Consider the following 19,728-nt stretch of genomic DNA (forward strand, 5'->3'; position numbering starts at 1 on the left):
TCACCCCGCGATCCGGACGGTGGTGGTCGCGCCCCAGATGGCCAGGGACAGGAAGAAGTCGACGATGTTGACGGCCACGATGGCCAACCGGACGGCCCGCCCGACGGCCACGCCCACTCCGGCCGGCCCGCCGCTGGCGGTGTAGCCGTACCAGCAGTGCACGAGCACCACGATCACGCTGAACACCAGCACCTTGGCGAAGGACCAGAGCACGTCGCCCGGGGGCAGGAAGAGGTGGAAGTAGTAGTCGTAGGTGCCCGCGGACTGTCCGAAGTAGAAGACCGCGATGGTGCGGGTGGCCAGGTAGCTGGCGAGCAGGCCGACCACGTACAGCGGGATGACCGCGATGAACCCGGCGATCATCCTGGTGGTGACCAGGAACGGCAGCGACGGCACGCCCATCACCTCCAGGGCATCCACCTCCTCGGAGATCCGCATCGCGCCGAGCTGCGCGGTGAATCCGCAGCCCACGGTGGCCGACAGGGCCAGCGCGGCCACCAGCGGCGAGATCTCCCGGGTGTTGAAGTACGCCGACACGAAGCCGGTGAACGCGCTGCTGCCGATCTGGTTGAGTGCCTGGTAGCCCTGCAACCCCACCTCGGTGCCGGTGAAGAAGGTGAGGAAGCAGATGACGCCGACCGTGCCGCCGAGCACGGCGAGCGCGCCGGTGCCGAAGCTGATCTCGGCGAGCAGCCGGACCACCTCGCGCTTGTAGCGGCGCACCGTGCGGGGGGTCCAGGCGAACGCGCGCAGGTAGAAGGCGAGCTGGCCGCCGAGGGCGTCGAGGAGTCGCAGCACCGCCACGTCAGCTTCCCTTCTGCGGTACGACCTGGAAGTACACGGCCGTGACGATGAAGTTCAGCGCGAACAGCAGCATGAAGGTGATCACCACGCTCTGGTTCACCGCGTCGCCGACCCCCTTCGGCCCGCCCTTCGCGGTCATCCCCTTGTACGAGGCCACCAGCGCCGCGGCGGCGCCGAACAGCAGCGCCTTGACCTCGCCGACCAGCAGGTCGGGTAGCTGCCCGAGGGCCTGGAAGCTGGCCAGGTACGCGCCCGGCGTGCCGCCCTGCAACACCACGTTGAAGGCGTAGCCGCCGCTCACCCCGACCACGCTGACCAGGCCGTTGAGCAGCACCGCGACCAGCATGGAGGCGAGCACCCGGGGCACGACCAGGCGCTGGATCGGGTCGATGCCGAGGACCTGCATGGCGTCCAACTCCTCGCGGATCTTCCGCGAGCCCAGGTCGGCGCAGATGGCCGAGCCGCCCGCCCCGGCGATGATCAGCGCGGTGACGATCGGGCCGGCCTCCCGGACGACGGCCAGCACCGACGCGGCGCCGGTGAACGACTGCGCCCCGAGCTGGCGGACCAGCGAGCCGAGCTGGAGGGCGATGACCGCGCCGAACGGGATCGACACCAACGCGGCCGGCAGGATGGAAACCGAGCTGATGAACCAGGCCTGCTGGACGAACTCCCGCACCTGCACCGGCCGGCGGCCGAGCGCGCGCAGCGTGTCGAGGCAGAACGCGAAGAACTCGCCGGAGCGGCGTACGGCGGTGATCGGGGCGCTCACCGGGGCCCGCCCTCGGGGATCAGCCCGGCTGTGCGGTGCCCGTCCGGCTCGCCGGACGTCGCCTCCGGAGCCCGCCGGTCCGGCTCCCCTCGCGGTGCCGCCTCCGGGCGCCGCCAGTCCGGCGCCGTCTGCGGGTGGCCGGCGAAGGACCCCGGCGGCGGGAGGACGCCGTGGTCGCGGCACCACTGCCCGGGCGGCCGCTCGGCGCGGCGCGGCCGTCCGTCGGTGGGCGGCAGCTGGAGCGGGATGGGCGGCAGCGGCGGGAGTTCGACCCCCGCCTGCGCCTCGGCCTCGAGCTCCTCGGCGTCCTTCTCCTCGGCCATGCCGATCGGGCCGATCCGCTGCGCGTTCAGGAACTGCCGCACGACCGGCTCGGTGCTGGAGAGCAGCATCTCGCGCGGACCGAACATGGCCAGGTGCCCGTGGTAGATCAGGCCGATGTTGTCCGGCACCGTGCGGGCGGTGTTGATGTCGTGCGTGACGATCAGGAACGTCGCGTCGGTGCGCTGGTTGAGGTCGATGATCAGCTGGTTCAGGTACGCGGTGCGCACCGGGTCCAGCCCCGAGTCGGGCTCGTCGAACAGGATGATCTGCGGGTCGAGGACGAGCGCCCGGGCCAGCCCGGCCCGTTTGCGCATGCCGCCGGAGATCTCGCCGGGCAGCTTTCGCTCGGCCCCGACCAGCCCGACCATGTCCAGCTTCTCGGTGACCACCGCGCGGATCTCCGCCTCGGTCTTGCGGGTGTGCTCGCGCAGCGGGAACGCCACGTTGTCGTAGATGGTCATCGAACCGAACAGCGCGCCGTCCTGGAACAGCACACCGAAGAGCTTGCGGACCTCGTACAGCGCGCGTTCGGAGAGTCGGGGCAGGTCGCGGCCCTCGATGACGATCGAGCCGCGGTCCGGGCGGAGCAGCCCGACCAGGGTCTTGAGGAACACGGACTTGCCGGTGCCGGACGGGCCGAGCAGGACGGAGATCTCGCCGGCCGGGAGGTCCAGGCTGATGTCGGACCAGACGGGCTGGCCACCGAAGGACTTGGTGAGCCCTCGCACGGCCACCTCGACTCCCATGGTCCCCTCCCCTTCCGGTCGTTACTGGAGACATCGCGGCGGACCGTCCGGATGCAACACACTTCTTTCCGGCACCGCCGCGTGACGGAGGGTGAACTAGGCAAAACCGCGCGCGGCTCGATAGCGTGCGGTTAACCGGCCGGTAACGAAGGTGCCCCTCGACGCGATGACGACCACCATCGAGCCTGAGCTCGTCAGCCGGGCCGCCCAGGGTGACCGGACGGCCACGGCGATGCTGCTCGCCGACGTCCGCCCCGGGCTGGTCCGCTACTGCCGGGCCCGGCTCGGCCGGATCGGCGGCGCGTACACCACGGCCGACGACGTCGCCCAGGAGATCTGCCTGGCGGTGCTGCGCGCCCTGCCGCGCTACCGCGAGCAGGGCACACCGTTCTCCGCGTTCGTCTACGCCATCGCCGGGAACAAGGTGGCGGACGCGCAACGGGCGGCGGTCCGGGCGGCCTCGGTCACCGCCGACGACCCACCGCCGGAGACGCCCGACGCGGAGCCCGGCCCCGAGCAGCGGGCCGTCGCCACCGACCTCGCCCGCCGCCTGTCGAGCCTGCTCGGCCGGCTGCCGGACGCGCAACGGGAGATCGTCGTCCTCCGGGTGGCGGTGGGTCTCTCCGCCGAGGAGGTCGGCGCCGTCGTCGGCATGTCCGCCGCCGCCGTCCGGGTGGCCCAGTCCCGTGCGCTGGCCCGGCTCCGTACCCTGGCCGGCGACACACTCGACGAGGTGGCGGCATGACCGAGCAGATCCGGGACGGCGGTGACGAGCTGGACCTGGCGACGATCGCCCGGGACGATCAGCTCCTCGACGTGCTCGGCCACGGCGGGCCCGGGCCGGCCGACGACGAGGTCGCCGCGATGCTGGCCGCCTGGCGCGCGGACGTCGACGACGACGGCGAGCAACGACTGGTCCGGGCCGCCACCGAAGCCCCGGTCCCGGCGGCCACCGCGGCGACGCCGATCAGCCGGGGCATCCTGCGCCTCGCCGCCGCCGTCGTCGCTCTCCTGGTGCTCGCGAGCGGGCTCGGGGTGGGCAGCCGCAACGCCGGCCCGACCAGTCCGTTGTGGTCGCTGACCCGGGTGCTCTATCCGGAGCAGGCACAGGTGCGCACGGTCGAGGACGGCATCGCACGGGCCCGGGCGGCGGTGGCGGCGGGTCGCCTCGACGAGGCCCGCCACCTGGTGCGGGAGGCCCGTCGTACGCTCGCCGACGTCGACGATCCGGCCGTCGCGACCCGGCTGGGCGCCGACCTCGACGCGCTGGACCGCGCGCTGCTCGCGGTGCCGCCGGTCCCGCCGGCGGCGCCGTCGGCCGACCCCCGGACGCAGGCCGCGCCGACGACCACGCCGGCACCGACCGGCGCCGCACCCGCGCCCGCGCCCGCGACACCCCGGCCTACGCCGTCGTCGGAGCGGCCGGGTCTGCCGAACATCCCTTCGTTGCCACCGCTGCTGCCCAGCCCGGGCCGGAGCGGCGAGACCCCCAGCCTGCCGCTGCCGTCGCTGCCCGGATTGCCGCTGCCCACCGGCATCCCACTCGGCTGAGCCGGGGGTGGCCCGCTGGCGCACGTCGGGCCGCCGCCTGGTCCACCCCGCGGCGCGCCGGGTTCAGTCCGACCGGTGGAAGAGGCGGTGCCACTCCGCCTTGACCGTGCTGACCACCGACTCGCCGACGACGTCCTCGGCGATCGTGAAGAAGGCGGGGTCGCCGGAGAACTCGGCTTTCATGGTCTGGATGATCTGATCCCGCGTCAGGTGCGGCGGAATGAGGGGCACGTCGGCGTCGACCACGGCGTCGATGACGAAGGGCCGGTCCGCGGCGAACGCCGCCTCGACGACCGCGGAGATCTGCTCGGGCGCCTCGATGCGCGCGCCGTCGAGGCCGAGCAGGCGCGCCCAGCCGGCGTACGGCACGTCCGGGAGCGAGGCCGAGGCGGGATCGGGTTTCTTGCCGAGCGTCCCGCGGGTCTCCCAGGAGACGTACGCCAGGCTGCGGTTGTTGAGCACGAGCACGACGAACTGCCGATTGGGCCAGTTCTGCCAGTGGCGCGCGACGGTGATGAGTTCGTTGACGCCGTTCATCTGCATGGCGCCGTCGCCGATGAGCGCCAGGAGCGGGCGGTCCGGGTGCGCGGTCTTGGCCGCGATGGCGTACGGCATCCCGCCACCCATGGAGAGCAACAGCCCGGCGAGGCTGCCCAGCTGGGTCGGACGCATCTGCAGGTCGCGCGCGTACCAACTGGTGGCGGTGCCGCAGTCGGCGGCCACCATCGCGTCGTCGGCGAGCCGTTCGGAGAGCGCCCGCACCACCGCCTCCGGGTTGACCGGGTGGGCGCGGGCCTTCGCCCGTTCGCTGGAGTACTGCTCCCAGCGCGCCTTCCATCCCGCGACGTCGTCGCGCCAGGCCGTGTTCGCCTGCTGGTCGAGCCGCGGCAGCAGCGCGGCCAGGGTCGCGCCCGCGTCACCGAGCAGGTTGACCTCGGTGGGATAGCGCAGGCCGCACCGTGCCCCGTCCCGGTCGATCTGCACCGCCCGGGCGGTCCCGGGCGCCGGGTAGTACTCCGAGTAGGGCATGTTCGATCCGATGATCAGCAGGGTGTCGCAGCGGCGCATGAGCTCCCAGCTCGCGGTGGTGCCGAGCAGGCCGATGGAGCCGGTCACCCAGGGCAGCCGGTCGTCGAGGACCGTCTTGCCCAGCAGCGCCTTCGCCGCCCCCGCGCCGAGCCGGTCGGCGACCTGCCGTACCAGTTCGCTCTGCCCGAGCGCGCCGGCGCCGACGAGGAGGGCCACCCGGGATCCCGCGTTGAGCACCTCCGCGGCCCTCGCCACGTCGGCGTCCGGCGGGGCGCCCACCGCGGTGCTGGGCGCGGTGCTGGTGTGGAAGTACCCGTGTGCGTCGGGCGACTGCGGCATCGCCGGCCGGTCCTGCACGTCGCTCGGCACGATCAGCACGGTCGGCGCCTTCGCCGCCAGGGCGGTCCGGCACGCGCGATCGACCATGTGCTCGACCTGCGCGGCGTCGGCGATGGTCTGGATGTACGCCTGCCCGACGTCCTTGTAGACGCTGTGCAGGTCGATCTCCTGGTAGTAGTTCCCGCCGAGTGCCGTCAACGCGGTCTGCCCGAGCACCGCGACGACCGGCACGTGGTCGAGCAGGGCGTCGTAGACCCCGTTGAGCGCGTGCAGGGCGCCGGGACCGCTGGTGACGACACAGCATCCGATCGGGCTGCCGCCGAACTTGACGTCCGCCGTGGCGGCGAAACCCGCCGTCTCCTCGTGCCGTACCTGGATGAACTCCACGTCATCGCGATCACCGATGGCGGCGATGACGCCGCCGATCCCGTCGCCGGGGTAGCCGTAGACGCGGTGCACACCCCAGCGACGCAACCGGTCCACGATGTGCTCGGCGACGTTCATGACACAGCCCTTCGGCGCCGGCGGCGGAACGGGGACACGAGCCGGTGGCCGGTCGACGGCCGGTGCGTGCCTGGATCGACCGTAGGGCGCGGGGACGGCACGAGGGACGGCTGCGGCGGCATTCACGAGATGGAGTGAACGCCGGCCGGATGCGCCCCGGCGCCTCTCAGTGGTGCAGGTGTTCGATCAGGAGGCTGACGCCGATGGCGACCATGCCCACGCCCGAGAGGCGGCTGACGACGCGGGCGGTGGCGGGCCGGGCGCGCAGCACCGTCCGGGCGAAGCGGCCCATCGTGGCGTAGAAGATCGCGCAGGTGAGGGTGAACAGCAGCCCGAGCAGTCCGAGTTGGACGGCGACCGGCCAATCCCACCGGGCGTCGGTGAACTGCGGCAGCAACGCGACGAAGAGCAGCAGGGCCTTCGGGTTCAGGCCGCTGACCCCGACGCCACGGGCCAGGAGGGCCCAGCCGGCGGGGTGCGCCCGCCCGTCGCGGCCTTCGGCGCCCGGGGCGGCGTCGACCGGGCCGGCCGACGTGGCGCCCGCCGGGGTCGGGACCGGGCCGACCAGTGTGGTCACACCCAGCCAGACGAGATAGAGGCCACCGGCGACGGTGAGCACGGTCATGGCCAGGGGTGTTCCGGCGACGAGGGCCCCCGTCCCGGCGGCGACCACCAGGGTCATCGCCGTGTAACCGAGCACCAGGCCACCGACCGCCGCGGCGACCGGTCCGCCGCGCAGCGCGGTGCCGAGGGTGAACGCCCAGTCGGCGCCGGGGATGACGATGAGCAGGAGCGCTACCGCCCAGAAGGCGAGCACGGAGTGGGCTGGCATGGGCCTTCTTCCGTCGACGAGGCTCGTGCGGAAACGCTATGCGTCATCAACCGGAAAGTGGTTCCAGCTTTACCCTCGACACCCCGTGCGGCTGGGAGGATCTGCTGCATGGACCGGATCGACCGGAAGATTCTTGCTGAGCTGCAGACCGACGGGCGGCTCACCGTCACCGACCTGGCGGCCCGCGTCGGGCTGTCCGTCTCCCCCTGCCACCGACGACTGCGCGAGTTGGAGCGCAGCGGCACGATCCGCGGCTACCGGGCCGTGGTGAACCCGTCCGCGCTGGGTCTGACCTTCGAGGCGCTGCTCTTCGTCACCATGCGGCAGGAGGACCGGGACACGTTGCTCGCCTTCGAGGCCGCCGTCGCCGAGGTGCCGAACGTGGTGCAGGCCCAGCGGCTCTTCGGCGACCCGGACTACCTGCTGCGCATCGTCACCGCCGACCTCGGCGCCTACCAGCGTCTGGAGGACGACGTCCTGGCCCGGTTGCCCGGGGTGCAGCGGCTGACCTCGACGCTGGTCATGAAGAACGTGGTCACGGAACGTCCGCTCCCCGCCTGAGGCCCCGCGGCGGTCAGCGGGCGGCGGCGACGAGGTCCTCGACGAGGCGGGGCGCGGCGGTCGCCGCCACGGTCGCGTCGGGCCGGCCGGCGCTGGCGTAGACCCCCTCGACGACCAGCCAGATCCGGTCGGCGAGCCGGCCCGGGTCGGCCACGCCCAGCCGGGCCACCAACCGGTCGAGCTCGGTGCGGGTGTCGAGCAGGTACGCCCGGGCCACCGAGGCGGGCTCGCCGTCGTCGTCCGGGAACTCGGTCAGGTAGCGGCGGAACGCGCAGCCCCGGAAGCCCGGGCGGGCGACCGCGGCGGCGATCTCGTCGACGAACGCGACCACCTGGACGGCCGGGTCGTCGCCGACCACCGCGTGGATCGCGGCGGCCGAGGATCGCTCCCGCTCCCGTCGGGTCGCCCGCAGGTAGGCGGCCACCAGGTCGCTCTTGCTGGGAAAGTGGGTGTAGAGGAGGTTCTTTCCGCAGCCGGCGGCCTCGATGACCTGGTTCATGCCCACCGCGCGGACCCCGTGCCGGTAGAAGAGGCGCGCTGCCGTGGCCAGGATGCGTTCCCGACTGCCCGGGGCCGCCGTACGCGCCATCGTCCCTCCCTCTCCGCCCGTTGTGGCAAGGGTAACGGACCGATCGGTCCGGCACCGGTTGACCGGAGTGTGTCCTCCGGCGCAGTATCGGACCAACCAGTCCCGGACCGATCGGTCCGTCACGAGACGAACCAGGAGACAGCGATGCGCGACGCGGTGATCGTCGAGGCGGTACGGACCCCGGTGGCAAAGGGCAAGCCGGGCGGCGGGTACGCCCACCTCCACCCGGTCGACCTGCACGCGCACGCCCTGCGCAGCCTGGCGGCCCGGGTCCCCGGGCTCGACCCCGCGGAGATCGACGACGTGATCGGCGGCGCGGTCAACCAGGTGGGCGAACAGAGCACGAACACCACCCGGCTCGCCGCGCTGGCCGCCGGCCTGCCCGAATCGGTACCCGGCGTGACCGTCGACCGGCAGTGCGGCAGCAGCCAGCAGGCGCTGAGCTTCGCCGCCCAGGGTCTGGTCGCCGGGGCGTACGACATCGTGGTCGCCTCGGGGGTCGAGTCGATGAGCCGGGTGCCGATCGGAAGCGCCGCCGTCGTCGACGGGGTCCGGGCCGACTTCGCGGGCCCCTCGGTCACCGCGCGCTACCCCGGGGGCCTCGTCCCCCAGGGCGTCAGCGCCGAGCTGATCGCCCGCAAGTGGGCCCTGTCCCGTACCCAGCTCGACGAGTTCGCCGCGACCAGCCACCACCGGGCCGCCGAGGCATGGCGGGCGGGGCGGTTCGACGGCGAGGTCGCTCCGGTGCCCGGCGCCGAGTTGGCCCGGGACGAGACGATCCGGCCGGACACCAGTGTCGACCGGCTCGCCGGTCTGCCGGTCGCGTTCGCCGCCGACCGCTGGACCCGGCGGTTCGGCGACATCGACTGGAAGGTGACCGCCGGCAACTCCAGCCCGCTCAACGACGGGTCGGCGGCCCTGCTGCTCACCACCGGCGAGACCGCCCGCCGGCGGGGCTGGCGGCCCCGTGCGCGCATCCACACCGCCACGGTCGTCGGCGACGACCCGGTCTTCATGCTGACCGGCATCATCCCGGCCACCGCGAAGGTGCTCGCCCGCGCCGGGCTGACCATCGACGACATCGACGCGTTCGAGGTCAACGAGGCCTTCTCGTCGGTCGTACTGGCCTGGTCGGCGGAGACCGGGGCCGACCTGGCGAAGGTCAACATCGACGGCGGCGCGATCGCCATCGGGCACCCGCTCGGAGCGAGCGGGGCGCGACTGGCCACCACCCTGCTGGGCGTGCTCGAACGCACCGGCGGGCGCTACGGCCTGCAGACCATGTGCGAGGCGGGCGGCACGGCCAACGCCACGATCATCGAGCGGCTCGATAGCTGAGCCGTCGACCACGACCCGGCGCGACGTCCAGGCTCGGCGGGCGGCGGGACAGGCCGACCGCCGGCGGGACAGGACTGGCGGCGGGACAGGCCGGCGGCCGGCAGGTCAGCGGGACGAGTCCGTCCCGCTGGCCCGGTCGTCGGCCGCCGCCGCCAGGTCCGGGGGCAGCACGCCGTAGAGCATGCGCAGGCTGGCGTCGGTGAGCGCGTCCAACAGCTCGTCGTCGGACTGCTCCTCGGGGTGGCTGTACGCCTGGGCGAACATGCTCAGCCGCAGGTTGACCACCATCAGGGAGAGCAGTTTCGGGTCCGCCGGGACGGTGCGATTCGCCCGCGCGTCACGCTCGATCCGCCGCTCCATCACCATGCAGCCGCTGCCGATGATCTTCTCGCGGACGGCGAGGACCTCGGGCCCCGGGTCAGGGTTCAGGAACGCCTCGGACAGCCAGCGACCGTCGATCTTCCAGCGGCGCAGGCCCTTGGCGAAGCCCCGGCGCAGCGCGGCCCGGTCGAGCTGGTCCGACTCCACCCACTCGCTCATCTCCTGCTCGGAGACCCCGAGCGTCTCGGAGTACAGCTCGGCGAGCAGGGCGTGCTTGGACTCGAAGTAGAAGTAGAAGCCGGAGCGGGTGATGCCGGCGGCGGCGGACACCTCGTCGATGGTCAGCTGCGCCAGGGGCTTGTGCCGCAGCAGCTCGCGAGCGGCGTCGAGGAGCGCCCGCTCACGTTGATCGCCCTTGGTCGGGCGGCGTCGACCTCCGGAGGCTGGCATGCCGGCCATCATACCCCGCGTCAAAGGTAGTCGACGTCACGTCGGCTTTTTTTGACGCGACGTTGAAAACGCGGGTGAGGCGACCTAGCTTTGGCGCGTCGCCGATCGAAAGTGAGTCCCTTGATGTCCACCGCCGTCGCGCACCGGCCCGCGTCCCGGCTGCTGCTGCCGGTCGCCGCCTACGGTGTGCTGCTGCTCACCTCCCTGCAGTCGCTGGTCGTGCCGATCCTCGGCCAGCTCCAGACGGCGCTGCACTCGACACCCGGCGCCGTCAGCTGGGTGTTGACCGTCAACCTGCTGGCCGCCGCCGTGCTGACGCCCGTGCTGGGCCGGCTCGGGGATCTGCGGGGTCGCCGCCCCGTGCTGCTCGCCGTGCTCGTCGTGGTGCTGGCCGGCTCGCTGCTCGCCGCCACGACGCAGGACCTGCCGCTGCTGCTGATCGCCCGCGCCATGCAGGGCGCCAGCTGGGCGATCTTCCCGATCGGCATCAGCCTGTTGCGCGACGAGCTGCCCCCGGCGCGACTCACCAGCGCCATGGCCATCGTGAGCGGGACCGTCTCGGTGGGTGTCGGTCTCGGCCTGGCCGCGACCGGGCTGCTCCTCCACGACGGCGGGAGCTACCAGCGGGTCTTCTGGCTCGCCGTCGCGCTGACCGCTGTCGGGCTGGTCGCGACCTGGCTGGTCGTACCCCGCCGCCGGCCCACCACCCACGGTCGCCTCGACTGGGCCGGCGCCGGCCTGCTCGGCGGCGCGCTGGTGCTCCTGCTGCTTCCGCTGGCGAAGGGGAACGCCTGGGGCTGGGAATCGGTCCGGGTGATCGGGCTGGTCGTGGCGGCGGTTGCCGCGTTCGTCGCCTTCGTCCTGGTGGAGCGGCGCGTCGCCCAGCCGCTGGTCAGCATCCGCATGCTGAGCCACCGCCCGCTGGCCATCGCCAACGTCGCCGGACTGATGCTCGGCGCCGCCATGTTCGTCGGGTACCTCGGCGTCTCCGCGTTCGTGCAGACGCCGCCCGCTCTCGCCGGGTACGGGTTCGCCGCGACGGTGCTCGCCGCGAGCCTGGTCTACCTGTTGCCCGGCGCGCTCAGCGGGGTCATCACCGCGCCGCTCGGCGGGCGGCTCGTCGCCCGGTTCGGCGCGAAGGCGACGCTGGCGCTCGCCCTGCTCGTCTCGGCGACCGGGTTCGTCCTCCTGGCCGCCCTGCACACGACGACCTGGCAACTCATCCTCAGCTCGTTCCTGATCTCCAACGGCGTCACGCTGGGCTACGCGGCGCTGCCGGCGCTCGTGGTCGAGCACGTCACACCCGCCGAGACCGGCATCGCCAACAGCGTCAACTCGCTCGCCCGGTCGGTCGGGGGGGCGGTGGCCACCGCGCTGGTGGCGACCATGCTCAGCCGCAACCTGGTTCCGGGGCTGCCGGTGCCGCTGCCCCAGGTGTCGCAGTACGTCATCACGGCCGCCGTGGCGGCGGCCGGCGTCGTGCTGGTCGCGGTGCTCGTCCTCGTGGGGCTGCCCCGCCGGCCGCGCGCCGGGCTGACGGCGGCACAGGTCGAGGCCGACGACGTGCTCGGCGCCGCCGGGCTGGACATTCCCGCCGTGCTGCGTCCCGCGCCCAGCAACTGAGCGGACCGGGGAGCGGGGCGGTCGCCGCGCCCGCTCCCCTCGCCCCGGGAGGACGGGCGCGGGAAGACTGTCGCCATGTCCTCGACGATGCTGGTGCTCGGTCCGAAGCTCTGGGTGGCGCTCGCCGCCCTGACCGCCGCGGCGGCGGCCGTGGCGACCCTCGGCCGGCTGGGCCACGGCCGACAGATCGTGGTCGCCGCCGCCCGCGCCGCGGTCCAGTTGACGGCCGTGTCGCTGCTGATCGCCGCCATCGTCGCCTCGCTCTGGGCGACCGCCGGCTTCGTCCTGCTGATGTGCGTGGTGGCCGCCGGCACCTCCGGCCGGCGGATCACCGCCGGTGCGCGGGGCTGGTGGGCCGGCGTGCCGATCGCGGCGGGCAGCCTCGCCGTCGTGGCCGCGCTGCTGGTCGTGGGCCTGGTACCGGCGCGCGGGATCGCCGTCATCCCGGTGGCCGGCATCCTCATCGGCGGGGCGATGACCGCCACCTCGCTGGCCGGCCGGCGGGCCCTCGACGAGCTGACCGGTCGGCGGGGCGAGGTGGAAGCGGCACTCGCGCTCGGTTTCGCACCCCGGGACGCGGTGCTGCTGGTGTGCCGATCCGCGGCCGCCCAGGCGCTGATCCCGGCGCTCGACCAGACGCGCACAGTGGGGCTGGTGACGCTGCCCGGCGCGTTCGTCGGGGTGCTGCTGGGCGGGGCGAGCCCGCTCGCCGCCGGGGTGACGCAGCTGTTCGTCCTCGTCGGGCTCCTGGCCGTGGAGACCGTCGCGGTCGTCCTCACCGTCGAACTGGTGGCCCGGAGCCGGCTGCGCCCTGCCGATCCGGTACCGGCCCTGGCCGGTTGACGCGGGAAACGCGAAGACCGTTGGCTTTCCGTCGGCACCCGCCTATGGTGGGCGGATGTCACCGACCGTTCAGGTTGCCGTCACCGTCACGACAGTGACGGCGCTCCCGGCTGCCCACCGGTCGGCGGTCACCATCCTGCGCGCGCGTCCGTCCGTCCGTGAGCGCGTCGTGCCGGTCCACGTCAGCACCCGGGGGGTGCCGAGCCCAACCCCCGCGGGTCGTGGCCCACCGGCGAATCCGTCACACCTCGCAACGGACGCCAAGGGCGAAGCTCACCGCTTCGGCCCTTTTTCTTTTCCCGACAAGGAGTTCCACCATGAGCACCGGCACGCACCGGCACGCCGAGCAGGACCGGCTCGGCGACCTGCGCACATCCCTCACCAAGCAGTTCGAGGCCCACCAGGCGAGACTGACCGAACTCACGGCGGACACCGGCGACCCCGGCCAGGCGCACACGCAGGACGCGCTCATCGCCGCCACCCGGCAGAGCCTGGAGCAGATCGGTGGCGCGCTGCGTCGCGTCGCCGACGGCAGCTACGGCGTCTGCGAGCGGTGCCAGGGCGACATCCCGACCGAACGCCTGGAAATCCTGCCGCACGCCCGGTTCTGCGTCCCCTGCCAACAGAAGCAGAACGGCTGAGGCATCGGGCTGCCGTGCGCCCCCGGCACGGCAGCCCTCCCCCTCGCGCTGTGGCGGTGGTCAGCAGCGCGGCACGCCGGGGATGTAGCCGTCGTGTCCGGTGGAGACGTACGCGTCGGCGACCCAGCGGCTGGTGCCGATCCGGTTCCAGACGTTGCTCGTGCCGTACGGGCCGGTGACCGTGGTGCCGGCGGCCTGGCAGTAGATGCTGACCGTGGCGCCGTCCGCGACCGTGCCGACGACCGGGTGGCCGGTGCCCGGCCCGGAGCGGACGTTCAGGTTGGCCGACTCGGTGTTCACGGTGCCGGAGCCGATGCCGGTGATCCCGTTCACCAGCTGCAGGTAGTAGGTCCAGTTCCAGTTCGGGCCCGGGTCGGTGTGGGTGGCCCCGGGCACCTCGACGTGCCCGATGATGTGCGCCCGGTCCCGAGGGATGCCGTAGCGGGCGGTGAGGGTGCGGGTGAGCGCCGCGGACGCCCGGTACATCGCGTCGGTGAACCAGGCGGCGTTGTCCACGTACCCCTCGTGCTCGATGCCGATCGACCGGGTGTTGTAGGTCCAGTTGCCGGCGTGCCAGGCGATGTCCTTCTCCCGCACCGACTGGGTGACCGCACCGTCCGAGGAGCGGAAGGTGTAGTGCGCGCTGACCTTCGCGGCCGGGTTCTGGAACCAGCTGATCGAGCCGGCGTAGGAGCCCTGCGTGACATGGATGACGATGCGGTCGACCGGGTGGCTGGTGGGCCGGCTGGCCACGGTGTAGTTGCTGGTGCTGGCCGGCGCCCACGCCGCCGGGCCGTAGTCGGCGCTGAGCGTGCCGACGTCCCCCGGTCGCGGAGCCCGCTCCAGCGCGCCGCGCTGCGGCGCGACCGCCCGGCCGGTCACCGCCACCCCGCGCTCCGTGGTGAGGCCGCTGCCGAGCAGGTCGTAGACCGTGTCCGCGTAGAGCCGCGCGGCCGACGGGTCGCTCGCCCCGCCGTACCGGGCGACGGCCCCGTACCAGCGGCCGAGGTCGTCCCGGCCGGCCGCGGTGAGGCCGGCCCGGTCGGCGTACGCCCGCAGCACCGCGGCCGCCCCGAGCACGTTGGCCGCGGGGTCGGTGCGCAGGGTGGTCGGGGCCAGCCGGGTGAGCGCGGCCGCCTCGTCGAGCGTGCGCAGGCCCGGGTTGTGGACCAGGTGCATCAGGCCGTACCCACCGGCGGCGCTGGGCGCGCCGGCGTGCATGTCCAGCCGCGTCTCGGCGTACCCGAGCGCCACGAGCAGGTCGCGGGGCACGTCGTAGCGCGCGGCGGCGGTGTCGAACGCGGCGGCCAGCGGGCCGGACGGCGCTGTCCGGACCGGGTCGGCGGCGGCCGGCGACGCCATCGCGACCGGGCCGACGAGCGCCGTGGTCAGGGCCAGCACGCCGCCGAGCAGGAGCCGGGCCCGGCGGACGGGGGGTGCAGCGGTCATTGCCACTCCTTCCTGGGATCGGCCGCGCGTGGCCCCGGGGTCGGCCACGCGCGGCCCGAGCGGGGATGTGTCAGCACCAGCCGTTGACCGGACCGGACACCCCGGTCCAGAGGTACGCGTCGGAGACCCAACTGCCGTCGCCGAGCCGGTTCCAGAGCGAGGTGGTGCCGTACCGGCCGGTGTGCGTGGTGCCGTTCGCGGAGCACGAGACGGCAACCGTGGCGCCGTCGGCCAGCGACCCGAGGGCCGCGTACCCGGTGCCCGGACCGGCGCGTCGGGTCAGGGTGCCGCCGCCGAAGGTGTCCACCACCCCCTGGGTGAGGCCGAGCGCCCCGTGGTTGTGGATCGCGCCGCCGGCCCCGATCGTGTACGACCCGTGGCGGGCACCGCCCTGGTACGCCGTCGCCCCGTTGACGAACACCCACTTGCCGACGTCGTGGCCGGCGATCGGGACGTACGTGTTGTTCTGCCGCAGCCCGAAGTGGACGTGCCGGCCCGAGGCGGCGCCGCCGCAGGTGACGTCGGTGCCGGTGTAACCGAGGAACGCGCCCTGGGCGACGGCCGCCCCGTTGACCGCGATGTTGCTCCACAGGTGGTAGTAGTCGGTCGCGTAGCCCCGGTCGTGGATGACGCGGATCCACCCCTGGCACATCGTGTACGCCGTGCCGGCGCGGGCGGCCCGGACCACCTGGTCGCCCCCGGAGAGGTCGATGGAGCTGTACGGCGACTCGCTCCCGCCCCAGCCGTGCGGACCACCGGTGAGCGTCCAGGTCTGGCCGACCGTGAACGGCAACGCCATGCCGGTGCGGTAGTCGCCACCCGCGTAGAGGGGTGTGGGGGTGGCGTCGAATACCTGCTTCTCGCGGCTCGTCACCAGGGGCGACTGGGCGGCCAGCTCGGCGAACCCGGCCTCCCCGTCGAAGGCGACCCGCCACCCGTCGCGCTCCGCGCGGGCGACGAAGACCGCGCCGGTCGGGTGGGCGTCCTCCCGGTGCGGGGCCAGGGCCACGGCAGTGCCGAAGGCCCACCCGGCGCCGGTCCGGCTGACCGTGGTCCGGGTCTCCGGTCGGACGCCCTGTCGCGCGGGGTCGGCCAGCGCGAGCAGCTTCGCGGTGACGGCGTCGGTGAGGGTGGCGGACGGAATCGCGGACGGCGGCACGGCGCGGGGCGGCGCGGCGGCTGCCGGGGCCGCCACCACCAGGCCGGCGACCGTCAGCAGGGCCAGGCTGGCGCCGGCGGCCCGTCGTCGACTGTGCATACTCGGCGACCTCACTCTCTGATGGGCGGATGGCACCGGTCAGGCCGGGACGACGGAGAGGTGCGGGCCGGCGGCCGGTGGTGTCCCGGCCAGGCTGAGCAGGGTGTGCCCGCTGGCGTCGTCGACCACGGCGACCCGTACCGACCCGGGCTCCGGGTCGGCCAGCGGCACGGCGAACACCGCGGTCACCGGGCGGCCCTGGTAGCGCGCCGCGTGCCCGACGAAGCGCCACCCGCCGTCGTCCCAGTGCTCGCGTACGTCGGAGCGGAGCAGCGGCGCCACCCGCCGGTAGGCGTCGCTGAGTTGGAGCTGCTGCACGCTGGCGAGCAGCGGCACGCCCGAGCCGCCGCGCAGCGGGTGGGTGAGTCGCACGCGCAGCTGGCGCAGCGGCAGCAGCCAGGCCCGGTCCAGTTCGGGCGAGAGCGCGACCACCGCCGCCAGCTCGACGAGGAGCACGGCCCCGCCGTCGACCGGCCGCCCGGCGAGGGCGGCGAGCCAGCCGCCGGTGGCCAGCGTGGCCAGGCCGCCGGCGGCCACCAGCAGCCCGGCCCGGGCGAGGCTGCGGCCGGAGACCGGGGCCGTGCTGGCGCTCAGGCAACCGCAGGAGGACGCCGGCGCGACCCGCCGCGCGTAGCCGAGGTAACCGAGGAAGCCGACGGCCAGCACGGTGGCGGCGATCGCCTCCAACCGCAGCACGGGCGGCAGCAGGAGCAGCGCGCCGAGGGTCAGCTCGATCCCGCCGAGCAGCCGGTACGTGGGCAGCGCCCGGCGTTCCCCGGTCAGCCGGACGAGCGCCGAGCGGTTGGCCGTCGCGGCGGCGTGCCGGCTGAACAGTTTGACGCGGGCGGACCAGATCAGCACCGCGCCGACGACCAGCGGTTGCAGCGTCGCGATCATCTCGATCATGGGTTCTCCCCTCGGGTGTCCGGCGGGCGCCGCCCCGGCGGTACACGGCGCCTGACCGCGTAGCGCCGGGGACGGCGCGCGGTCAGGCGGCGGCGTAGACGGTGGCGATGTCGATCTCGTTGGTGTCCGGGTGCCAGGCCCCGAGCACCTGGACGTGCCGGCCGACTCGCAGCAGCGACAGGTCGCTGACCGCCGGGGTGCCGTTGTAGACGGCGGCGGACCGGTCCGGCACCACGTGCGCGACGATCCGCTGGCCCTTGTGGTCGAGGTGCAGCACGTTGCGGCCGACCGCGGCGACGTGCGCGTGCAGGTTGACGATGTTCACCCAGACCGAGTCGGCGGCGAGGGTGCCGTCGGGCAGGCGGACGCCGCGGGCGTACAGCCCGTCACCGACCGCCACCTTGTCGAACGTGGTCGGGTGCAGCTTCCAGATGCTCGTGCCGTCGGTGATCCGGATCGAGTGCAGGACGGCGTCCGAGCCGGTGACGAAGAGCATGCTGCCGGAGATCGTGCTGATCCGTCCCTCGGCGAAGTTCGGGTCCGGCATGCCCGGCTCGACGGACGCCGCCTCGGCGGCGAAGGCCGCCTCCGGTGCGAGCGAGCCGAGGCCGGTGGCCCCGACGACGCCGCCGAGCGCGGCGGTGGCGAGCAGTCGGCGGCGGTCGATGGTCTGCTGCATGGTGGCGCCCTCCCGTTCAGACGGTGTCGACCGAGCAGGGCCGCAGCCCGGCGGAGAGACTGGCGATCGCGCTGTACGCCGCCGGCGTCAGGTCGATGATCCGGTTGCTGCCGCAGGCCGAGCCGCAGCAGGTGCGCTCGCCGCAGAACAGGTCGGTCTGCGGCCCGCAGTCGGCGATGGTGGTGCCGATCCGAGCCCCGTTGCAGAGGTTGGTGGTGTAGTGCCGGAAGCCGCAGCCGCGCCGGCTCATGCCGGTCACCCCGCACGCGTGGGGGCGGGTGATGGCCAGGCACGCGTCCGAGGTGTTGGGCCAGGCGTGCTGGTAGTTGCCCGACCGGCAGGTGCCACAGGCGCCGCCGCCGGCCGAGCCGCAGGGACCCCAGGCGCTGCCGCAGCAGAACCAGGACACCTCGCCTCGCAGAGCTGCCATGGGTGCCTCCTTCCAGGGACAGTAATTGACAGTGATGGATATAGACGGTGATTGTTGTGGCACTAACCATCGAAGTCAATCGCTCCCTCGAAGATTTCTTTCGACGCGCGAGGTGGTATGAGCCAGCTGATATAGAGACATCTCGATCGGATCCGCGTAGGTTGTCGCTGACCTGTCCGCGGCGCAGCCGATCCCGCCGCGGCCGTCCGCAAGGAGGCACGGATGAGACGAAGCCTCGCCGCCGCGGCAGCAGCGATCCTGCTGCCCGTCGGCGCCCTCACCGCCGTGGCGGCACCCGCCGTCGCGGCGCCTACCAGCCCCGGCGTCGCAGCCGGGCCCGACGCCGCGTCGTCGGCGATGGTCGCCGCGATGCAGCGCGACCTCGGCCTCACCGCCGAGCAGGTCCGCACCCGGATCGCCAAGGACGAGAAGGGCAGCCGCACCGACGCGGCCCTGCGCCGGTCGCTCGGCGCCGCGTACGCCGGCGGCTGGCTCGCCGACGGCGCGCTCGTCGTCGCGGTCACCGACGGGGCGGCGGCCGACCGGGCCCGGGCCGCCGGAGCGCGGCCCACCATCGTCGCCCGCAGCGGCGCCGACCTCGACCGGATCAAGTCGACTCTGGACCGGCACGCCGCCAAGGCGCCCGCCGCCTCGGTCCCCGGCTGGTACGTCGACGTCTCCAGCAACACCGTCGTGGTGCTCGCCCGCGGCGACGCGCGCGCGGCCACCGCGTTCGTGCGCGCGAGCCGGGTCGACACCGCCGCCGTCCGGGTGCTGGCCACCACCGAGGCCCCGCGCACCTACTACGACGTCCGCGGCGGCGACGCCTACTACATGGGCGGCCGCTGCTCGGTCGGCTTCTCGGTGACCGGCGGCTTCGTCACCGCCGGGCACTGCGGGACCACCGGCACCGCCACCCAGGGCTACAACCAGGTCGCCCAGGGCACCTTCCGCGGCTCCTCGTTCCCGGGCAACGACTACGCCTGGGTGCAGACCAACTCCAACTGGACTCCGCAGCCCTGGGTCAACAACTACGCCGGCGGCAACGTCACCGTGGCCGGCTCCACCGAGGCGGCCGTCGGCGCGGCGATCTGCCGCTCCGGCTCGACCACCGGCTGGCGCTGCGGCACGGTCCAGGCCAAGAACCAGACCGTCAACTACGCGGAGGGCTCGGTCAGCGGCCTGACCCGCACCAACGCCTGCGCCGAGCCCGGCGACTCGGGCGGGTCGTGGCTGTCCGGCCAGCAGGCGCAGGGCGTCACCTCCGGCGGCTCCGGCAACTGCACCTCCGGTGGCACCACCTACTTCCAGCCGGTCAACGAGATCCTCTCCGCGTACGGCCTGACGCTGCGCACCAGCGGCGGCGGCGAGCCCCCGCCGCCGACCGGCTGCACCGGCTACGAGGCGACCTACACCGGCTCCGTGTCGTCCGGCCAGAGCGTCTTCCAGCCGAACGGCAGCTACTACTACTCGTCGGTGTCCGGCACCCACCGTGGTTGCCTGGACGGCCCGACCGGCGCCGACTTCGACCTCTACCTCCAGAAGTGGAACGGCGCCAGTTGGGTGGACGTCGCCGGGGCGTACACGCCGTCCCCGGACGAGACGCTGAGCTACAACGGCACGGCCGGCTACTACCGGTTCGAGGTGCACGCCTACAGCGGCTCGGGCAGCTACTCGCTCGGCATCACCAACCCGTGACGCGCCGCCGGCTCGACCCCGGGTGGGCCGGCGAACCGCCC

20 protein-coding genes are annotated in these 19,728 nt (G+C 73.6%); 8 read left to right on the forward strand and 12 right to left on the reverse strand.

The features are described from left to right. Genes O7603_RS11595 through O7603_RS11605 form a run of 3 tightly spaced genes read right to left on the reverse strand, consistent with a single transcriptional unit; the run spans position 1 to position 2,646 of the window. A complete protein-coding gene (locus O7603_RS11595) occupies positions 1–804 on the reverse strand; it encodes an ABC transporter permease (RefSeq protein ID WP_281575711.1) in 804 nt (267 codons plus the stop codon). A gap of 1 nt (position 805) precedes the next feature. Continuing rightward, positions 806–1,576 carry an ABC transporter permease gene (locus O7603_RS11600; protein ID WP_281575712.1) on the reverse strand — a complete coding sequence of 257 codons (771 nt, stop codon included), beginning with the start codon at positions 1,574–1,576 and terminating at the stop codon, positions 806–808. Beyond that, positions 1,573–2,646: an ABC transporter ATP-binding protein gene (locus O7603_RS11605; protein ID WP_281575713.1), complete on the reverse strand. Its 1,074-nt coding sequence runs from the start codon at positions 2,644–2,646 to the stop codon at positions 1,573–1,575. The genes O7603_RS11600 and O7603_RS11605 overlap by 4 nt, the downstream gene beginning before the upstream one ends. Positions 2,647–2,812: 166 nt before the next feature. Between O7603_RS11605 and shbA the strand changes: the two genes are divergently transcribed. Together shbA and O7603_RS11615 are read left to right on the forward strand one after the other, a co-directional pair. Then, a complete protein-coding gene (shbA, locus tag O7603_RS11610; protein WP_281575714.1) occupies positions 2,813–3,391 on the forward strand; it encodes an RNA polymerase sigma factor ShbA in 579 nt (192 codons plus the stop codon). Then, positions 3,388–4,197 (forward strand): anti-sigma-D factor RsdA, encoded by an 810-nt coding sequence (locus tag O7603_RS11615; protein ID WP_281575715.1) that lies wholly within the window; start codon positions 3,388–3,390, stop codon positions 4,195–4,197. The genes shbA and O7603_RS11615 overlap by 4 nt, the downstream gene beginning before the upstream one ends. Before the next feature lie 63 nt (positions 4,198–4,260). On the opposite strand, the gene O7603_RS11620 is transcribed toward O7603_RS11615, so the two are convergent. Both O7603_RS11620 and O7603_RS11625 read right to left on the reverse strand, forming a co-directional pair. Then, positions 4,261–6,069, reverse strand: a complete 1,809-nt coding sequence (locus tag O7603_RS11620) for a thiamine pyrophosphate-requiring protein (RefSeq protein WP_281575716.1) — start codon at positions 6,067–6,069, stop codon at positions 4,261–4,263. 166 nt (positions 6,070–6,235) lie between these two features. Beyond that, complete coding sequence (locus O7603_RS11625) at positions 6,236–6,901, reverse strand: LysE family translocator (protein ID WP_281575717.1); 666 nt, start codon at positions 6,899–6,901, stop codon at positions 6,236–6,238. 108 nt (positions 6,902–7,009) lie between these two features. Here O7603_RS11625 and O7603_RS11630 point away from each other — a divergent pair, with 108 nt between their 5' ends. Then, positions 7,010–7,462, forward strand: coding sequence for an Lrp/AsnC family transcriptional regulator (locus O7603_RS11630; RefSeq protein WP_281575718.1), 453 nt, complete (start codon positions 7,010–7,012; stop codon positions 7,460–7,462). Positions 7,463–7,475: 13 nt separating this feature from the next. On the opposite strand, the gene O7603_RS11635 is transcribed toward O7603_RS11630, so the two are convergent. Beyond that, the gene (locus tag O7603_RS11635; protein WP_281575719.1) at positions 7,476–8,051 is read right to left on the reverse strand and encodes a TetR/AcrR family transcriptional regulator; all 576 of its coding nucleotides are present in this window, start codon (positions 8,049–8,051) and stop codon (positions 7,476–7,478) included. A 144-nt stretch (positions 8,052–8,195) separates the two neighbouring features. On the opposite strand from O7603_RS11635, the gene O7603_RS11640 reads away from it, so the two are divergent. Then, positions 8,196–9,389 (forward strand): acetyl-CoA C-acyltransferase, encoded by a 1,194-nt coding sequence (locus O7603_RS11640; protein WP_281575720.1) that lies wholly within the window; start codon positions 8,196–8,198, stop codon positions 9,387–9,389. A gap of 105 nt (positions 9,390–9,494) precedes the next feature. On the opposite strand, the gene O7603_RS11645 is transcribed toward O7603_RS11640, so the two are convergent. Beyond that, entirely contained in the window at positions 9,495–10,160 is a 666-nt protein-coding gene (locus O7603_RS11645; protein WP_281575721.1) for a TetR/AcrR family transcriptional regulator, read from the reverse strand. A 123-nt stretch (positions 10,161–10,283) separates the two neighbouring features. Here O7603_RS11645 and O7603_RS11650 point away from each other — a divergent pair, with 123 nt between their 5' ends. From O7603_RS11650 to O7603_RS11660, 3 genes are all read left to right on the forward strand, one after another. Continuing rightward, complete coding sequence (locus O7603_RS11650) at positions 10,284–11,783, forward strand: MFS transporter (protein ID WP_281575722.1); 1,500 nt, start codon at positions 10,284–10,286, stop codon at positions 11,781–11,783. A gap of 75 nt (positions 11,784–11,858) precedes the next feature. Continuing rightward, complete coding sequence (locus O7603_RS11655; protein ID WP_281575723.1) at positions 11,859–12,626, forward strand: ABC transporter permease; 768 nt, start codon at positions 11,859–11,861, stop codon at positions 12,624–12,626. Between the two features lie 317 nt (positions 12,627–12,943). Next, positions 12,944–13,267 carry a TraR/DksA C4-type zinc finger protein gene (locus O7603_RS11660; RefSeq protein ID WP_281575724.1) on the forward strand — a complete coding sequence of 108 codons (324 nt, stop codon included), beginning with the start codon at positions 12,944–12,946 and terminating at the stop codon, positions 13,265–13,267. A 60-nt stretch (positions 13,268–13,327) separates the two neighbouring features. On the opposite strand, the gene O7603_RS11665 is transcribed toward O7603_RS11660, so the two are convergent. The 5 genes from O7603_RS11665 to O7603_RS11685 all read right to left on the reverse strand — a co-directional run bounded on the left by O7603_RS11665 (position 13,328) and on the right by O7603_RS11685 (position 17,989). Next, on the reverse strand, positions 13,328–14,716 hold the full coding sequence (locus O7603_RS11665) for an N-acetylmuramoyl-L-alanine amidase (RefSeq protein WP_281575725.1): 1,389 nt from the start codon (positions 14,714–14,716) through the stop codon (positions 13,328–13,330). A 70-nt stretch (positions 14,717–14,786) separates the two neighbouring features. Then, positions 14,787–15,974 carry a peptidoglycan DD-metalloendopeptidase family protein gene (locus O7603_RS11670; RefSeq protein ID WP_281575726.1) on the reverse strand — a complete coding sequence of 396 codons (1,188 nt, stop codon included), beginning with the start codon at positions 15,972–15,974 and terminating at the stop codon, positions 14,787–14,789. A gap of 39 nt (positions 15,975–16,013) precedes the next feature. Then, positions 16,014–16,880 (reverse strand): MauE/DoxX family redox-associated membrane protein, encoded by an 867-nt coding sequence (locus O7603_RS11675; protein ID WP_281575727.1) that lies wholly within the window; start codon positions 16,878–16,880, stop codon positions 16,014–16,016. Between the two features lie 82 nt (positions 16,881–16,962). Beyond that, complete coding sequence (locus tag O7603_RS11680; RefSeq protein WP_281575728.1) at positions 16,963–17,559, reverse strand: cell wall protein; 597 nt, start codon at positions 17,557–17,559, stop codon at positions 16,963–16,965. Between the two features lie 16 nt (positions 17,560–17,575). Next, positions 17,576–17,989: a hypothetical protein gene (locus tag O7603_RS11685; protein ID WP_281575729.1), complete on the reverse strand. Its 414-nt coding sequence runs from the start codon at positions 17,987–17,989 to the stop codon at positions 17,576–17,578. A 222-nt stretch (positions 17,990–18,211) separates the two neighbouring features. On the opposite strand from O7603_RS11685, the gene O7603_RS11690 reads away from it, so the two are divergent. After that, positions 18,212–19,687 carry a S1 family peptidase gene (locus O7603_RS11690; RefSeq protein WP_281575730.1) on the forward strand — a complete coding sequence of 492 codons (1,476 nt, stop codon included), beginning with the start codon at positions 18,212–18,214 and terminating at the stop codon, positions 19,685–19,687. The last annotated feature ends 41 nt before the right edge of the window (positions 19,688–19,728 follow it).

Source organism: Micromonospora sp. WMMD812, from assembly GCF_027497215.1.
Lineage (GTDB): Bacteria > Actinomycetota > Actinomycetes > Mycobacteriales > Micromonosporaceae > Micromonospora.

Coding starts and splice junctions, on each gene's coding strand:
- O7603_RS11655 (WP_281575723.1), top strand. CDS start 11,859: ATGTCCTCGACGATGCTGGTGCTCGGTCCGAAGCTCTGGGTGGCGCTC.
- O7603_RS11625 (WP_281575717.1), bottom strand. CDS start 6,901: ATGCCAGCCCACTCCGTGCTCGCCTTCTGGGCGGTAGCGCTCCTGCTC.
- O7603_RS11665 (WP_281575725.1), bottom strand. CDS start 14,716: ATGACCGCTGCACCCCCCGTCCGCCGGGCCCGGCTCCTGCTCGGCGGC.
- O7603_RS11685 (WP_281575729.1), bottom strand. CDS start 17,989: ATGGCAGCTCTGCGAGGCGAGGTGTCCTGGTTCTGCTGCGGCAGCGCC.
- O7603_RS11690 (WP_281575730.1), top strand. CDS start 18,212: ATGAGACGAAGCCTCGCCGCCGCGGCAGCAGCGATCCTGCTGCCCGTC.
- O7603_RS11605 (WP_281575713.1), bottom strand. CDS start 2,646: ATGGGAGTCGAGGTGGCCGTGCGAGGGCTCACCAAGTCCTTCGGTGGC.
- O7603_RS11675 (WP_281575727.1), bottom strand. CDS start 16,880: ATGATCGAGATGATCGCGACGCTGCAACCGCTGGTCGTCGGCGCGGTG.
- shbA (WP_281575714.1), top strand. CDS start 2,813: ATGACGACCACCATCGAGCCTGAGCTCGTCAGCCGGGCCGCCCAGGGT.
- O7603_RS11660 (WP_281575724.1), top strand. CDS start 12,944: ATGAGCACCGGCACGCACCGGCACGCCGAGCAGGACCGGCTCGGCGAC.
- O7603_RS11680 (WP_281575728.1), bottom strand. CDS start 17,559: ATGCAGCAGACCATCGACCGCCGCCGACTGCTCGCCACCGCCGCGCTC.
- O7603_RS11640 (WP_281575720.1), top strand. CDS start 8,196: ATGCGCGACGCGGTGATCGTCGAGGCGGTACGGACCCCGGTGGCAAAG.
- O7603_RS11645 (WP_281575721.1), bottom strand. CDS start 10,160: ATGCCAGCCTCCGGAGGTCGACGCCGCCCGACCAAGGGCGATCAACGT.
- O7603_RS11630 (WP_281575718.1), top strand. CDS start 7,010: ATGGACCGGATCGACCGGAAGATTCTTGCTGAGCTGCAGACCGACGGG.
- O7603_RS11670 (WP_281575726.1), bottom strand. CDS start 15,974: ATGCACAGTCGACGACGGGCCGCCGGCGCCAGCCTGGCCCTGCTGACG.
- O7603_RS11615 (WP_281575715.1), top strand. CDS start 3,388: ATGACCGAGCAGATCCGGGACGGCGGTGACGAGCTGGACCTGGCGACG.
- O7603_RS11635 (WP_281575719.1), bottom strand. CDS start 8,051: ATGGCGCGTACGGCGGCCCCGGGCAGTCGGGAACGCATCCTGGCCACG.
- O7603_RS11620 (WP_281575716.1), bottom strand. CDS start 6,069: ATGAACGTCGCCGAGCACATCGTGGACCGGTTGCGTCGCTGGGGTGTG.
- O7603_RS11650 (WP_281575722.1), top strand. CDS start 10,284: ATGTCCACCGCCGTCGCGCACCGGCCCGCGTCCCGGCTGCTGCTGCCG.